The organism is Clostridium sp. KNHs214, from assembly GCF_000744935.1.
GTDB lineage: Bacteria > Bacillota > Clostridia > Clostridiales > Clostridiaceae > Haloimpatiens.
On sequence record NZ_JQMW01000013.1, the window covers coordinates 460,995 to 478,196 of the forward strand.

At 32.5% G+C, this 17,202-nt stretch carries 11 protein-coding genes; all 11 read right to left on the bottom strand.

The annotated features are described in order from the left end of the window. Positions 1-16: 16 nt before the first annotated feature. The 11 genes from CC89_RS17610 to hypD all read right to left on the bottom strand — a co-directional run bounded on the left by CC89_RS17610 (position 17) and on the right by hypD (position 17,197). Positions 17-1,618: a DEAD/DEAH box helicase gene (locus CC89_RS17610; protein WP_035294399.1), complete on the bottom strand. Its 1,602-nt coding sequence runs from the start codon at positions 1,616-1,618 to the stop codon at positions 17-19. A gap of 388 nt (positions 1,619-2,006) precedes the next feature. Beyond that, complete coding sequence (locus CC89_RS17615; RefSeq protein ID WP_035294400.1) at positions 2,007-3,374, bottom strand: MATE family efflux transporter; 1,368 nt, start codon at positions 3,372-3,374, stop codon at positions 2,007-2,009. 123 nt (positions 3,375-3,497) lie between these two features. Continuing rightward, positions 3,498-4,415 carry a DMT family transporter gene (locus CC89_RS17620; protein ID WP_035294401.1) on the bottom strand — a complete coding sequence of 306 codons (918 nt, stop codon included), beginning with the start codon at positions 4,413-4,415 and terminating at the stop codon, positions 3,498-3,500. Between the two features lie 563 nt (positions 4,416-4,978). After that, positions 4,979-6,544 carry a Na+/H+ antiporter NhaC family protein gene (locus tag CC89_RS17625; RefSeq protein ID WP_035294402.1) on the bottom strand — a complete coding sequence of 522 codons (1,566 nt, stop codon included), beginning with the start codon at positions 6,542-6,544 and terminating at the stop codon, positions 4,979-4,981. A 122-nt stretch (positions 6,545-6,666) separates the two neighbouring features. Then, positions 6,667-7,779: an ATP-NAD kinase family protein gene (locus CC89_RS17630; protein WP_035294403.1), complete on the bottom strand. Its 1,113-nt coding sequence runs from the start codon at positions 7,777-7,779 to the stop codon at positions 6,667-6,669. Positions 7,780-7,796: 17 nt separating this feature from the next. Continuing rightward, on the bottom strand, positions 7,797-9,368 hold the full coding sequence (gene gcvPB / locus CC89_RS17635) for an aminomethyl-transferring glycine dehydrogenase subunit GcvPB (RefSeq protein ID WP_035294404.1): 1,572 nt from the start codon (positions 9,366-9,368) through the stop codon (positions 7,797-7,799). Positions 9,369-9,388: 20 nt separating this feature from the next. After that, positions 9,389-10,789: an aminomethyl-transferring glycine dehydrogenase subunit GcvPA gene (gene gcvPA, locus CC89_RS17640; RefSeq protein ID WP_185750799.1), complete on the bottom strand. Its 1,401-nt coding sequence runs from the start codon at positions 10,787-10,789 to the stop codon at positions 9,389-9,391. Between the two features lie 29 nt (positions 10,790-10,818). Next, entirely contained in the window at positions 10,819-11,598 is a 780-nt protein-coding gene (locus CC89_RS17645) for an SDR family NAD(P)-dependent oxidoreductase (protein ID WP_035294405.1), read from the bottom strand. 716 nt (positions 11,599-12,314) lie between these two features. Next, a complete protein-coding gene (locus tag CC89_RS17650; protein WP_035294407.1) occupies positions 12,315-13,394 on the bottom strand; it encodes a M24 family metallopeptidase in 1,080 nt (359 codons plus the stop codon). Between the two features lie 479 nt (positions 13,395-13,873). Beyond that, entirely contained in the window at positions 13,874-14,680 is an 807-nt protein-coding gene (gene proC / locus CC89_RS17655; RefSeq protein WP_035294408.1) for a pyrroline-5-carboxylate reductase, read from the bottom strand. A 159-nt stretch (positions 14,681-14,839) separates the two neighbouring features. Then, positions 14,840-17,197, bottom strand: a complete 2,358-nt coding sequence (gene hypD / locus CC89_RS17660; RefSeq protein WP_035294410.1) for a trans-4-hydroxy-L-proline dehydratase — start codon at positions 17,195-17,197, stop codon at positions 14,840-14,842. Positions 17,198-17,202: the final 5 nt, after the last annotated feature.

Genomic DNA, 17,202 nt, shown 5'->3' on the forward strand with positions numbered 1-17,202 from the left:
ATGAAACAAAACAATGTTATTTTCTTGAATTAGATGGTTCAAGTCTCACTTTATTTCCTTTTATTTTTATTCCGCTAACATTTTTAATAACTTTTTCACTTACTTCTTCTGGTACTTCTATAAATGAATACTTTTCATATATGTCAATTTTTCCTATTTCTTTTCCCTTTATTCTAGCTTCTCTAGCTATGTTATTTACAAAATCTCCAGTAGTAACCTTTTGTTTTCTACCTAAGTTTACAAATAATCTTACCATACCCTCTTCTGCACCAGTATGCTTTACTTCAGCTTGAATATTGTTTTCCAGTTCCTCACTTTTACTATCTTTGGACTCCATATAAATTTTTAAAAGTCCTGCAGCTAAAACTGTTTCATTAAAACCATCCTGAATTAGCTGTTTAATATAATCGTAATATTTGCTTGGAATTTGTTCTTCCGCAACTTCCTTTACATCTTGAAGAAAACGCTTAGCTTTTATTTCTTCCACTTCTTCCTTATTAGGAGCTTTTGCTTCAGTTATCTTCATTTTAGTATATCTTTCTATTTCTTTTAACTTTCTTATTTCTCTTGAAGATACAAAACTAAAGGCTTTCCCTTCTCTTCCTGCACGTCCAGTTCTACCCGTTCTATGAACATAATACTCCTCAAATTGTGGTAAATCATAGTTAAATACTACTTCCACATCATCTACATCTATACCCCTTGCTACCACATCTGTAGCTACCAGTATCTGTATTATTCCTTTTCTAAACTTGTTCATTACCTTATCTCTTTGATTTTGGCTTAAATCTCCATGAATGGCATCTGCAAAAAATCCTCTTGACTGCAGTTGAACTACTAATTCATCTACCATTTTCTTAGTATTACAAAATACAACTGCAAGTTTTGGATTAGATATAATCATTAATCTATTTAAAAGCTCTAATTTATCCTTTTGTTTTACTACAAAATACTTTTGTTCTATATTAGAAACTGTGAGTTGTTTTTTTACTACTTTGATTAACTTAGGCTCCCTTTGATATCTTTTAGTTATATCTAAAATAGCTTTAGGCATAGTAGCTGAGAATAATAAAGTTTGTCTTTCTTCAGGTGTTTCCTTAAGTATTGTCTCTATATCCTCTACAAATCCCATATTAAGCATTTCATCTGCTTCATCTAAGGCTACCATATTTATATCATTCAACTTAAGAGTTCCTCTTCTCATGTGATCCATAACTCTTCCTGGAGTACCTACAACCACTTGAGTTCCTCTTTTTAGTTCTCTTATCTGTGCATCTATTGATCCTCCACCATATATAGGGGTTACTTTTAATCTTTTTTTATGAGCAGAAAGCTTTTTCATTTCCTTTGCAAATTGTATTGCAAGCTCACGAGTGGGGCAAAGTATTATACTTTGAAGCTTTTTACTTTCGTCATCTATTTTTTCTATAATAGGAATTCCTATAGCTGCCGTCTTTCCTGTACCGGTTTGTGCCTGACCTATTACATCGTTTCCTCCTAATACATATGGAATAGCTCTATACTGAATAGGTGTTGCTTCTTTGTACCCCATTTCCTCTATGGTTTTCTTCATTTCATTAGATAATTGTAATTGTTCAAAATTAGTATTTTCTTTCATTCTATATTTCCTCTCCAAATTTATTTGCATACACTAGAGCTTGGTTAAGCTATAAACACCGCTATTAAGCACTATTAACTCTTATTGGATGTAAACTATACCCTACGCTCCATTGTTCAAAAGCCTCTGGAAATACTTTTTCGTTTCTACTAACCTCCAATAAGATCACCATTATTTAAGTAAATTTACTAAAAATCTGTAATTTACAAAATTAAAAAACGATACTCAAATGAACATCGTTTTTATTTTACATAAATAAACCAAATATATTCACTTTAAATGCATACTAATTTAAAATAACATATTGAAAGCATCATGTCAATGTTAATCTATGACTGTTTCTGCATCATGTGTAATCTATAAATATCTATTAATGCCCTGCATCGTATTAATCTAAAACTGTTTCTGTGTCATATATATTTTTAGCCTTATATAAATAGAAACTCAAAAAGAATCTTATTACTAAATCAATTCCCATGGCTATCCATACCATAACTATATTAGTCTTTAATGCATAAGCCAAAAACAGTGAAGCCGGTATCCTTATGCACCAAAGTCCTATACCTGATACAATCATAGGAACTTTTGTATATCCAGCTCCTCTTAAAGCTCCATTTAAAACTCCTGAAGCATTTTGAGCTATTTGTACTACACCCATTATTATTAAATACTTAACTCCTAAAACTATTATATTTTCCTTATCCGTAAGCATCCTCAAAACTCCATGAGGGAAGAATACTAAGAGAATAGTAGTTACTACAGTTATCATCATGGAACCCTTCATTATCTCTTTTAAATATTTTTTTCCTTTTTCTCCATCTCTAGCTCCTACACACTGCCCTATAAAAGTGGTAGCTGCTATACCAAACCCCGCAGCTGGCATAAAAGATATGGATTCCGCTTGAAGCCCCAATTGATATGCGGCAAATACAGTATTTCCATATTTAAGCATTATCCTAGTGAGAATTATAGCTGATAATTGCCAAAACAATGATTCCATGGAAGAAGGAATTCCAACTCTATAAATACTTTTAACTTCCTGTAAATTAAGTTGAAAAAAATTCTTATTTAAAAGTGGATTTAACACTCCTTTTTTTCTAAAAAACACATAAAAGGCTATACAAGATCCTACAAATTGTGCAAGGACTGTAGCTACTGCTGCACCTCTAAGTCCAAGCTTTGGAAATCCTAGTTTTCCAAATATAAAAAGAAATCCAAATCCAATATTAACTATATTCATAACTAAAGCCATATAAAATGGTGTTTTTGCATCTCCCATACTTTGAAGCACTGAAATAGCTATGAGCATTATGGCTAAAAAAGGTAGCCCAAAAGAAACTATCCTCAAATACTGTGCTGCATTACTTAAAAGCACAGCATCAGGCTTAAATATAGATAAAATCTTAGGTGCATTCCAAAATATAATTTGCTGTATTATTATAACTAATATTAATGATGAAAGTATCGTTTGCTGTATTACTTTTCTCAATTTATCCATTTTTTTCGCCCCATAGGCCTGAGCTACAAAAACTCCAGCTCCTATGGTTATACCCTTAAAAATCGCCCAAACAATATTAGCAATTCTAGACCCTATACCTATGGAACCTATGGCGATCTCCCCCAATCTACCTACCATTGCCATAGAAAAAAGTCCCACAGACATCTCTAATATACTTTCTAAAGTTATAGGTAATATTAAATAAAAAATCTTTTTCCTTATTTCTTTTAATTCTTCCTTTTCCCTACACATTTCCATTCTTGAACCCCTCCATTCCATAAATAAAATCAAATTTTAAAATAGAATCCTTCGGTAAAATAAATTTGCTTCCCATTTTATGATTATCGTTTTAACATCATAGTAGTTTAAAAACGTCTCCTACTATTCATTAGCTGCTTTTTTTAATTCTACATTTTCTTGCCTTTTCTTTAAAAAATCCCACTTAGTCTCCGCTGTTATTATTGACAGGAATATAAATACACATCCTATTATTATCTTAGTTGTAAGCTTTTCTCCAAGAAATATCACCGCAAAGAAACATCCAAAAAATGACTCTAAAGATAGTATTATAGCAGCATGAGTTGAAGATGTGTACTTTTGAGCAATATTTTGCACAAGAAAAGCTATCAAAGTACTAAATACACTTAAATAAGCTACAGATAACATAACACTAGTACTTAAATAAGGTAACTTCGGTTCGAATATCAATGCAGAAATATAAGATAAAATTGCGGCTACGCCAAACTGAACTACTGTAAGCACTATCGGATCTAATTTTTCAGCATAAAAACCTGTAGATATTATTTGCGCAGCAAAGAACACTGAACATATAAGCGTAAGGGCATCTCCTAAATTAATTTTTATACTTCCCTGCATAGTTAACATACCGATTCCCAAAAAAGCTAAAAAAGCTGCAGCTATGGAATAATTATCTGGTTTTTTCTTTATAAAAATCCAACACAAAAAAGGAACCTCCACCACATAAATTGCTGTAAGAAAAGCTTGTTTTCCAGCTGTAGTATATTGAAGTCCTATAGTTTGAAATGCAAAAGCTAAAAATAAAAATATACCTATTATACTTCCACCTATTATATTTTTTTTATCAATTCTCTTAACCCTTTTCCAAAATACTAAGCACATAAGCAAAAAAGATAATCCAAATCTCATAGCCATTATATAAAAAGGAGTTACTGAGTTAAGGGCATCCTTAATAACTACAAATCCCCCACCCCATAACATTGCCACTAAAAGAAGTGATAAATCTGCAATTAGATTTTTTCTTTTTTTTATATTTTCCATCACAATCCCTCCCCAATAATTCTTGTTAATTATAACTTAGAAAACCTTTCCTAAACCTTAAATAAAATCACTCGTATTCTTTTATTATACTAAGATATAGTTATACATCCACATAGTATATTTATTAATCCAATACTAATCTTATCAGATAACTCACTGCAAAATCAATTAAAATTATCATAAAATTGTGTAATTTCTTTCACTAATATATTTATATGTAATTTTTTATTCAAAGTATAAAATTTTACCTTTTACACTTATATATTAAAATAAGTAACCCATTAATATAATTATTCTGCAAAAGCATTACATTACCTGAATTATGAAATTTCTCTGGAATGACTTGAATAAGAAGCAAAGGAACTGTTTAAATTTATTGTTCTGAGCTCTTTGCAAGTCATGGAGGAGAAATTTCATAATTCCACTACATTGTACCTTATTGTGGGTTAATAAATAATATAATTTTATTTTACAAGATATTTCATAAAAAAATAACTCACGTAAAATAAATTACGAGAGCTATTTTTATAAAATTCATGTTTAATTTTTAGTTCTATCCAGCACTACATATTAACCTTGTTATTAATATGAGCTAATTGTTTGCTGTTAATTTTATTTAAAATAAAGCATATAAAGAACATTAATATTATCCCAAGTGGTATAAATACATAAGGTTTTATATTAAATACTCCTATTAAAAGGAACATTAAAAATACTACGCTAGCCACTGTAAGCCCATAGGGTACTTGGGTTTTTACGTGATCTATATGGTCTGCACCTGCAAATATAGATGCCATAACAGTGGTATCTGAAATTGGCGAGCAGTGGTCTCCAAAGACAGCTCCTGACATAGCAATACCTGGTACAGCCATCGCTATAGCTGGATCCTTAGTTACTGAATAAACCAAAGGAATTGCTATAGGTGTTATAATAGCCATAGTTCCCCAAGATGTTCCTGTAGCAAAAGAAACTATCATGCCAAGTGCAAATATAATTATTGGTAATACTGCAAATGGTACATTAGCTCCTATATTTGATATAAGGAAAGTAGCAAGTCCCATTCCCTTAGTTACAGTACTTAGTGACCATGCCATAGTAAGTATAGCTGCTGTAAGAACCATCAGCTTAAATCCATCCATGAATGTGTCCATAGCTTCCTTAAGATCCATTATTCTATAAACCATAGATAAAACTAATCCACTCATAGCCATTGCAAAAGAACCCCAAAGCAATGCTGTAACTGCATCAGATTTTTCAAGTATCTGCATAAATGTAGTTCCTTCTCTTCCTGTCCATGCAAAGCCTATAATAGTTACTCCTATCATAGCTATAAATGGAATTATAAATGTACCTATTTTAGGTTCTACATCTTTAGGTTCTCCTAATTCTGTACCCACATCCATCATTGGCTGTGCTCCATCTCTACAGAATTTACCTTCCTTCAAAGCTCTTTTTTCAGCTTTAAGCATTGGACCATAATCTAGTCCAGATATAACTATTATTCCAACAAATATTAATGTAAACATGCTATATAAATTATAAGGAATACTTCTTATATAAGCATACATAGGACTTACATTATTCAGTCCAGCAGCCTTAAGTCCTTGACCTATCATTCCTATTTGGAAGGCAATCCAATCCGATATGAATAATGAAGCTGCTGGAGCCGCTGTTGCATCTAGTATGTATGAAAGTTTTTCCGATGATACATTTTGCTCTTTTGCTATATCCCTAAATACATTACCATCTATAGCTGCTATTAAACAATCATTTACACTTATAAGCATACCTAAAATCCATGCCCCAATGCCTACATATTTTCTGTTTTTTATCTTTTTTCTTGCCCAATTTGATAATGCACGGCTTCCTCCTAGTTTCCATATGAAGGATATTCCTGCCCCCATAAACATAGTAAATAATATAAGCTTAGCGTTGCCCGGATCCGTAAGTTCATTTACTATAGTCTCTATAGAAAAGGTTGTTGCAGAAATAGGATTTCCTTTAAATATAATAAGTCCCCCTGTAAATACACCTGCAAACAAAGATACTAATACCATCTTAGTTTTAAAGCACAAAATTATTGCCACTAGTGGTGGTATAAGTGCCCAAAATCCAAAATTACCATTCATATAATAGCCCCCTACTTTAATAAATTTCATATGACATAATATTCTGTCATATGACTTTATTGCATAAGGCATCCTTCAGGATGCCTTACATTATAAACATACCTAATTATGTTATACCTATATTATTTTACTGAATACATTATTTCTTCATTATATCCAGTTATGACCCTTACATATCCTTTTAAAAATCTATCCATTTCTTCAGTACCAGTATCCACATAAAAAGGCTTCATATTTAAAGATTGTATTTTATGAATTGTAGATACAACCATTATGTTTTCTTTTCCAACTTTTTTAATTACCTCCGAGCTTATCTGCTGGTTTCCCCTACCAAACAAATATCCTTGTCCACCTATTGGAGTAATTATAAGCTTAGATGTTTTACCTTCTATAGTATTTAAAATTTCTTTTTCACAAGCATCTTTTTTAATGAGCCTTTTGTTATAAACAATATCAACACCAAATAAAGTATTAGGAAGCTTTAATGTTTCCATAATAGGTCTAGTGGTAGAACCAGGACCTACTATATAAAACACATCATCAATCATATTATCTACTACATAAAGCCCTATAGTCTTCTGCGCTATTTCCTCTCCTAAAGGAGTAGGAGCTTTTTTCCCTTGAAGTAAGTTTTTTTCAAAAGGTATATATAGATATCCATAAAGCCTAGTGCTCACTCTATTTTTCCTAAAAGCTTCTTCATCTATATCCATAACCTCTACTTCTTTAATAGAACTAATTCTTCCCATTACATATTCCAAAGCTAATTTTCCTGCATTTTTAGGATTTATAGCATACACTGGTGAATGTATCTTAACACCAGCTGGAATCCCTATTACAACCATTTTATCTCCTATGGCATTGTATATATCTCTAGCAGTTCCATCTCCCCCTGCAAATATAAGTAAATCCGCAGACTCTTTTAATATACTTTTAGCCGCCTTTATAGTATGTGAACTTTGAGTATTTTTATTTTCTACTTCTAAAAGCACTCTAGTTTTAAATCCTAATTCTCTAGCTTGATTTTCTCCCATATCTCCAGAACAGGTAATTATTTCTATGCGTTCTTTTAAAAGTAATAGTTCTTTTAAAGCAGATAATGCTCTTTTAGGTGCCTGAGGTAATGCACCTAACTTTATTGCCTTTTCTAAAGTATCTTCTCCATCAGTTCCTTTGAGTCCCACTCTGCCACCCATGCCAGCTATAGGATTTATAATGAGTCCAACTTTTTTCAAAGTATCACTCCTTCATGCTATTTTCTTTCAGCCTTCTTTAAATAACTTCTCCAAGTTATAGCCCATTTTTCAGGTTCATCAAAACTTGATTCATCTAATCTATGAATTGTACTTGCATGAGGTGCAGCTTTAATTTTTTCCGGCTCCTCATAAGCTTCGTCAAATACATGCGTTAATGTTCTCATATATTCATCTATATCATCTTTTGAAGGAGTTTCTGTTGGTTCAAGTGTCATTGGTTCAGGTATATAATATGGATGATGGCTAGTCCAGTAATGCATTCCAAAATCCATCATTCTTCTTTGAATGTCTTCTGTACCAATTCCAGTTTCCTTAGTAAGTTTTTCTAGAGTATATCTTACTTGTTCAACTCTTTGCTTTCCCTTTATATAAGTTGCATCTACTCCTTTATGCTGCATCAATTTTTTAAACATATAGTTATTATTAAGAACCGCTACTTTAGCTACCTCATATAACCCTTCTGCCCCTAAACTCATTATCCATGCATAAGCTTTAAGTATTACTTGGGGCACTCCTACAAATTGTCTCACCTTTCCTATACTGTTTTCAATTTCATATTTTAAACAATATTTTTTTCCATCAAAATCTACTAATGGTGCTGGTAAAAATTGTTCTAATTCTTTTAAAACTCCCACAGCTCCTGAAGCAGGTCCTCCACATCCGTGTGGTGCTGAGAAAGTCTTGTGTAGATTAAAAAAGCACATATCAAATCCAGCTTCTTTAGCTCTAGTAACTCCTAACAATCCATTGGCATTAGCTTGATCATAACAACAAAGTCCTCCAAACTTATGCACAAGATCTGTGAATTCTCTTACTCTAGTATTAAATACTCCCGTATCCTCTGGGTTAGCCACTATGAATGCTGCTGTTCTATCTGATACTGCATTTTTAAATGCCTCAAAATCTGGATAACCATTTTCATCAGGGAATATCTTAATTATCTTGTATCCTTTAACCGCTGGAGCTGCAGCATCTGAAGGATGAGAGTATATAGTTGTAATTATTTCATCTCTCTTTTCTCCTTCTCCCTTGTATTTATGATAAGCTTCTACTAGAGATGCCATAGTCATTATTGCTTGACTACCTCCACTAGGTTGAAAAGTGAATCTATCCATACCTGAAATTTCTCTCATATATAAGTCTGTTTTGTAAATCACTTCTAGTATTCCTTGAACAGTACTCTCATGTTGAAGTGGATGCAATTCAGTCATCTCTGGCATTCTAGAAAGTTTCTCATTTATTTTAGGACTATATTTCATAGTACAAGTTCCCTGTCCAATTTCAACATTTAAATCCGCTCCTAAAGTTTCTTGAGACAACCTTAAATAATGTCTTAAAACTCTGTGTTGTGATATTTCTGGAAGTTTTGGAGCTTCTTTTCTTTTTATACCTTCTGGCAAAACAGATACTCCATCTCCTACTATCTTTACAATATCTTCTTCAGCCTTAGGAGGTAACACACCTCTCTCTCCATTTTTGGAAAGTTCAAATATAACGGGCTCATCCCATTTAGCCTGATGAAATTTTCTAACTTTACAATCTCTATTTATAAGTTTCACCTTCACCATCCCTTTCTTTAGAAATATATCTATTTTATAACCTCACCTATAGCTCTAACTAGTTCGTCAATAGCATCTTTTGTATGAACTTCAGTGACACAATAAAGAGCACATTGACCTAGTTCTGGATGCTCACAGGATAAATCTTTTCCTCCAAATATATTTTTTTCTAAAAGAGCTTCATTGATTTCTTTTACAGTTTTTCCAGTACCATTGAAATCCACCACAAACTCTTTAAAGAAAGGAGATTTAAATAATGAACCTCTAACGCCTTTAATTTTGCTAAGTTGCTTTACAGCGTATTGAGATTTCTGCATTATGCTTTGACCTACTTCAAATATCCCTTCAGGTCCCATTAATGCAAGATAAACTCCTGCGGTTATTCCCCAAAGAGCCGTTTGAGTTCCCACGAATTCCTTTCCTTTCTCTCTTAAATGTCCAAAGGAAGTTCTATCATATGCCACATCACCAAAACCATACTCTCCTTCTACAGAAGTTGGCGCTATACCAAAAAGTCTTGATGGATATTCCATAACATATTTTTCTTCATTTCTAGTAGCTATAAAACCTGATTGACCTCCACCATAGTACATGTGAATTCCTAGTGGCTGAAGATCCCCCACAACTATATCAGCACCATAATTGCTCGGAGCTTCTAAAACTCCAAGAGATATAGGGTCAACTCCTACTAAACTTACAACTCCTTTTTCATGGGCAATTTTAGAGATTTCTTCACCATGTAGTTCTATAAATCCTAAAGAAGATGGATTTTCAAAATAAACTGCACATATATTTTCTGAAATTTTTTTCTTTAAATCGTCTATATCTAAGTTTCCAGTTTCCTTGTCATATTCTACAAATGTAAACTTTATATCCGGACTACAATAATTTTTCATTACTAAAAGTCTTCCTCTATCTACGGTTTTAGCGATAAGGACTTCTTTTCTTCCTGTAATTCTTGACGCCATCCTTATGCCAGTAGCAGCTGCCTGTGCCCAGTCAAAGGTTGGAACGTTTACAACATCCATATCCACAAGTTCAGCTACAAGACTTTCATATTCAAACAACGCTTGAAATCTACCATGATCATTGTAAGGTTCTCCACCATAAGCTGTTAAAAATTCTGCTCTTGAATTTATTTCATCACAAATAGCAGGTACATAGTGTTGCCAGCATCCTGAACCTAAAAAACTTATGTTATCCTCACAGGTTTTATTCTTCTTAATAAGCCCTTCCACATGTTTTTTTAATTCAAATTCCGAATGTAGAGGCTCTGGTAAATTCATTTTTCTATTTAACTTTATCTCTTCAGGCACCTCTGCATGTAAATCTTCAAGACTATTTAAACCTATTTCCCTTAACATCTCATTCTGAACTTCTAAAGATGAATTAGGAATGTATGGATGTGCCTTAAATTCTTTCATTGCCATTGGTATTCCCCCTTATAAAACGTTTTATATTAAGCTATTCCCCCACCATCTACTACTAAAGCTGTGCCAGTTACCCATGAAGATAAATCACTAGCTAAGAATAATACTGCTCTAGCTATATCTTCTGGCATTCCTAATCTTTCAAGTGGCCTTCCCTTTGCTGAATCCTTCAAAAACGCTTTTTCTTCACACCCCAGTTGACGTCCCTCTTCTTTTAAAAGATTTGTTTCTGTATCACCTGGATTAACTGAATTTACTCTTATATTTTCACATCCGTGGTCTATTGCCATGGCACGTGTTAAGTTTACTATTCCACCCTTTACTGCACAGTAAGCTGCTGCTTTATCTCCACCTTTTAATCCCCAGCCAGAACCGGTATTTATTATACTTCCACCGCCGCCTGCTGCCATTATCGGAATGGCAAATTTAGATAGTAGATATGTTCCCTTAAGTCCTACGTCAATAACCTTATCCCATTCTCTTTCTTCAAGCTCTACTACAGTTTTTCTAAAAGTAACTCCTGCATTGTTAAATAATATATCTATTCTACCGAAGTCACTTTTTATCTGTTCTACTACCTTTTCTGCATCTTCTATAGCTGTAACATTACATTTGTAAAATTTTGCTTTCCTTCCAGCTGTACATAACTTTGCAGCTTCTTCATTTCCCTTTTCACTTACATCAAGCATAGCCACCTTAGCACCATAAGCGGACAAAAGTTCTGCTGTTGCAAGACCTATTCCTGATGCTGCCCCAGATATAACAGCTACCTTACCTTGAAGATTTAAAAAATCTTTTTTTTCTAACATAAAACATGCCTCCCCAATTTATTAATTTTCGAAAGTAATTCCAATTATGAAATTTAAGTATTTGTAAACATTTTTCACAATTGAAATTTGAATTTTTAGAATACTGAAATCTTTAAATAAAATATTTCTTTTATTATCTTGATTATATCACGTTTATACGTGGTTTTCTAGTTTAGTGCATGTATTATTTTCATTGCCTTCATTTTGTTTTTTCTATAATCACAAATTTATTTAAGTATATATAAAAATAATTATTATATATTGAAATTACTAATTGTTTAAATATTTATTTACTTTACATCGATAGAGAAAAATCAAGGCTTATGTATTCCCAATGTATACATTACGTATTTCATTATTTTAAAATTTTTCTGAATAATAATTAATTTAAGGCTTCTATAGTTTTTTTCTATAACATCTATTAATCTAATTTATAACAATTTAATTCGTAGATGTATTTTATTTTTTTAGACTCTCTATATAAACTATAAAATGGTTATCCCATAAAAGTATTACATTACTTGAATTATGAAATTTCTCTGGAATAAGTTCCATAAAAAGCAACGGAACTATTTAACTTAAATTTATTGTTCCGAACTCTTATGCAAGTCATTGAGGATAAATTTCATAATTCCATCACATTGTACCTTTTTATGGTTTAATCATAAAATAATAAAAAAAGGTTATTGCCAAATAAAAATGCAATAACCTTTTTATTATTTTACTATTATCAATTTTTTCGGAGAGTTAGTAAGTATCTCATATCCATCATTTTTAACTACTATAGTATCTTCTATTCTTACACCTCCCCATTCAGGTATATAAATTCCTGGTTCTAGTGTAATAACACAATTTTCTTTCAGTGTCATATTACAATACTTGCCCAAGAAAGGCTGCTCATGCAGCTCTCTTCCAACTCCGTGACCTATACCTGGATAATAATACTCTTCATAATCTTTAATTATATCTCTTATTCTATCATCTGGAATTTTTCCAATCACTCCAGCCTTAATAGTCTTTAATCCTTCTTCTTGTGCATGCATAACTAAATTATAAATTTCTATTTTTTTATCATCCAAATGCCCCACACCTATAGTCCTTGTCATATCTGAAATATATCCATTATATAGAGCTCCATAATCTAAGGTTATTAAATCTCCATCTTCAATAACTTTGTTATCTGGCTTTCCATGAAGAAGTGATGTCTTCTTACCAGATATTAAAATAGTGTCAAAACCAACTCCTGAAGCGCCTTCTTTCCTCATATAATATTCCAACTCTAGTGCCACATCACTTTCCGTCATACCAGGCTTTATAAAATTCAATATTTTCTCAAAAGCCACATCTGCAATTCTACAAGCTTCTCTTGTGTTAGCTATTTCCTGTTCATCCTTTACATATCTTAAGCTTTCAACCAAACCACTGGTTGGGATTAACTCTGCCTCCTCTATTTTTTCCTTAAAATCCTCATAAAGTGCATAGGTCATCTTATCCTTTTCAAATCCTATAGATTTCAACCCCAAATCTTTAGTTATCTGTTTAACAGTATCACCTAAAGTTCCCACAGGTTTACCCCATTTTATAACTTTATAATCTGGGCACTGCTTTTGGGCTTGTTCCGTATACCTTCCATCTGTTATGAAAAAATTCCTTTTTTCACTTATAAAAACATAGGAATCAGAATCAGTAAATCCGCTTATATATCTAACATTAGCTTCTCTCATTAAAAAAAGTCCTTCTATATGCTGTTTTTTCATTTCTGTTAAAAGTTTTTCTATTCTATTACATATCTTCATATTGATTATTCCCCCTTTTTAGTACAATTCCCACTGCTAAATTTTGATTTCTACTGGTTAATACATATACATGATTATCACACAAAAGCCTTACATTTCTTGAATTATGAAATTTCTCTGGAATGACTTATATTAAGAAGCAAAGGAACCGTTTAAATTTAATTTTTTAGTACTTCATCTAAAAACAATCGAATGGAGAAGAAGATTTTTTTAATGCCACCATCACAAAATCTTCACTCTCCATTCTTATTTATAAATTAGGTACATGAAAAGAAATAATAAGTCAAAGATACTGGTATATTTTGTGTCAGACAAGGAATCAGATTCCGCCGCTAGTGGGGACTATCGGTGGGTTCTACTGACGCAGTATGACGCAAAATAGACTAGCATACTGACTTATTATTTATTTGAATGTGCCTTATACAATATCAAATTTCATTCTGTTATTACAATTATTAATTCCCGGTTATAAGTTACAGCTATTTAGACATTTCTCTAGATTTATCTGCACAAACCCTCATAGCTTCTATAACTGCACTTCTAAATCCTCTTTCTTCTAAAGCAGCCACTGCTTCAATAGTTGTTCCACCTGGAGAACATACCATATCTTTTAACGCTGCTGGATGTTTTCCTGTTTCTAAAACCATTTTAGCTGAACCTAATACTGCTTGAGCTGCCATTTTATAAGCTTTATCTCTTGGAATTCCCTCTAGTACTGCTGCATCTGCCATAGCTTCAATAAACATAAATACATAAGCTGGTGATGAACCACTTACTGCCGTAACAGCATCCATATATTTTTCATCCAATATTTCTGCCTTACCAAAACTTTCAAACATGCTAACAGCTTCTTGAAGTTCTTCCTTTGTAACCTTACTGTTTGGAGCTAAAGCTGCCATACCTTCTCCCACAAGAGCAGGAGTATTTGGCATTACTTTTATAACTTTAATTTCTCTTCCAAATAGTTCTTCTGTTTCCCTAATCCCCTTTCCAGCAGCTATAGTTATTATAACTACGTCTTCTTTAACAACATCCTTTAAACCATCTATAACTATTTTATATATGTTTGGTTTTATTGATAATATAAGCATGTCTGCTTCTTTAGCTACTTCTCTGTTATCTGTAGTTATCCTAACTCCAAACTCTTTTTTAGTTTCTTCTAGTCTCTTTTCATTCAAATCCCCAACTATAATATTTTCTGGAGCTGCTATACCTGCCTTTATAAGGCCTGCCATCATAGCTCCACCCATATTACCGCAACCTATAAATCCAATTACCTTATTCATCCTAATAATCCCCTTTCAAATTATAAATTAAAATCATTTTAACTTAGCAAATTAAAATCATTTATTACTCATGTTTATTTACATTTTAAATATTTCTTAGTTTTCAGACCTACTGCCACCCAATTACACTTACAATTAGGCGGCACAGCTCTTCTATAATTAAATATTTTGTTCCGTTCTATTTATAATTTCATCCTGCAAGTCCTTATTTAAATTATTAAAATAATCACTATAACCAGCAACTCTAACTATAAGATCCTTATAATTTTCTGGATGTTTTTGAGCATCAACTAAAGTACTCTTATCTACCACGTTAAATTGAATATGGTGGCCATCCAGTTTAAAGTAAGCTCTTACAAGACCTGATAAACTATTTATTCCCTCTTCACCCTCTAAAACTTTAGGAGTAAACTTTTGATTTAATAATGTTCCTCCAGTCTTAATATGATCCATTTTAGCAGCTGATTTTATAACAGCTGTAGGTCCTAATTTGTCGGCACCCTTAGATGGAGATATACCTTCTGAAAGCGGCTCCCTTGCCTTTCTTCCATCTGCAGACGCTCCCATAACAGAACCAAAGTATACGTGACAAGTGGTTGGCAGCATATCTATTCTGTAGTGGCCGCCTTTCATACTTTTCCTTCCAGTAACCTCTTCATAATAAGCATCGAATATTTCCCTCATTATGTCATCCGCATAATCATCATCATTTCCATACTTAGGAGATTTATTAAACAGCAAATTGTGCACAACTTCATGCCCTTCAAAGTTGTCTTCTAAAGCTTTCAAAAGCTCCTGCATAGTTATATTTTCTTTGTCATATATTTGATATTTTATAGCTGCTAAACTATCTGATATAGTTCCTATGCCCACACCTTGAATATAGCTGGTATTATATCTTGCTCCACCTGCATTATAATCTTTTCCTTTTTTAATACAATCATCTATTATTATTGATAAAAATGGAGCTGGCATATATTTCATATACAATTTTTCTATAACATTATTTCCTCTAATCTTAATTTCTGCAAAATGATGAAGTTGCTTTTTAAATGCTTCAAAAAGTTCTTCATAACTCTTAAATTCTGATGCTTCTCCAGTTTGCAAACCTATTTGTTCTCCAGTTAAATAATCCCTTCCATTCATCAAAGTTACTTCCAATATCTTCGGAAGATTTAAATATCCTGTCAATATATATGCCTCTTTACCAAAGGCCCCTGTTTCCACACAACCGCTAGTTCCACCACATCTGGCATCTTCCAATGTTTTTCCTGCTCTTAACATTTCAGAAATAACTTCATCTGCATTAAATATAGATGGTTGTCCCCATCCTTTTCTAATTATTTCACAAGCTTTCTTTAGGAACTTGTCTGGGTTTTTTTTGCTTAATTGAATATTAGAGCTTGGTTGTAAAAGTCTCATTTCGTCTATAACTTCTAATACCATGTAAGTTACATCATTAACCCCATCTCTACCTTCTCTAGTTAATCCACCACTATTTATATTGGCAAAATCAGTATAAGTTCCACTCTCAGCCAAAGTTATTCCTACCTTTGGAGGAGCTGGTTGGTTGTTAAACTTAACCCAAAAAAGTTGAAGTAATTCTTTTGCTTTTTCTCTATCTATAGTCCCTTCTTCCAATTCTTTTTTGTAAAATGGATATAAATGTTGGTCTAATCTTCCTGGATTAAAAGAATCCCAAGTATTTAATTCGGAAATTACACCTAGATGAACAAACCAATACATTTGTAGTGCTTCATGGAATGTTCTTGGAGCATTTTCTGGCACCCAATTACAAGTTTCTGATATTTTTAAAAGTTCTTCTTTTCTATTGAAATCACTTTCTTTATCTGCCAGTTCCTTAGCTAATTTAGCATATCTTTTTCCATAAGTTATAATGGCATCACAGCATATCTTCATAGCCTCTAGTTCATCTCTTTTGTCTATAGCTTCTATATCATTTACATAATCTATATTATCCAAAGCTTCCTCTATGTCTTTTTTGAAATCCCTAAAGCCTTTATGATATATTTTTTCATCTGCTACTGTATGACCTGGTGCCCTTTGCTCCATAAATTCAGTGAATATACCTGCTTTATAACAATCTTGCCACTGCTTAGTCATTCTTTCAAAAATTTTATGTCTCATAGATCTTTCTTCCCAGAAAGGTATTATAACCTCTTCTTGTATCTTTCTAGTTTTCTTATCTACTTTAAAAGATATCTTTTCACGTTTATCCATAATGTCCAAATCCTCTAAGCTGTGACAGCAAAGCTCTGGATAAGTTGGAGTAGCTGATGGTTTTTCTCCTCTTTCTCCTACTATAATTTCATCATCATTTATGCAAAGGGTCTTTTTCTCCATTATATTTTTAAAACTTAAAGCCCTAAGTACCGGATTTGAAACTTTACCCTGATATTTTTGATAAACCTCATTTACAAGGGTGGCTCTTTCCATAGTTATATATGGAATAGCCTTTAAACTTTCCTCTCTTAATTTCTTAACTCTTTCCTCCATGTCTA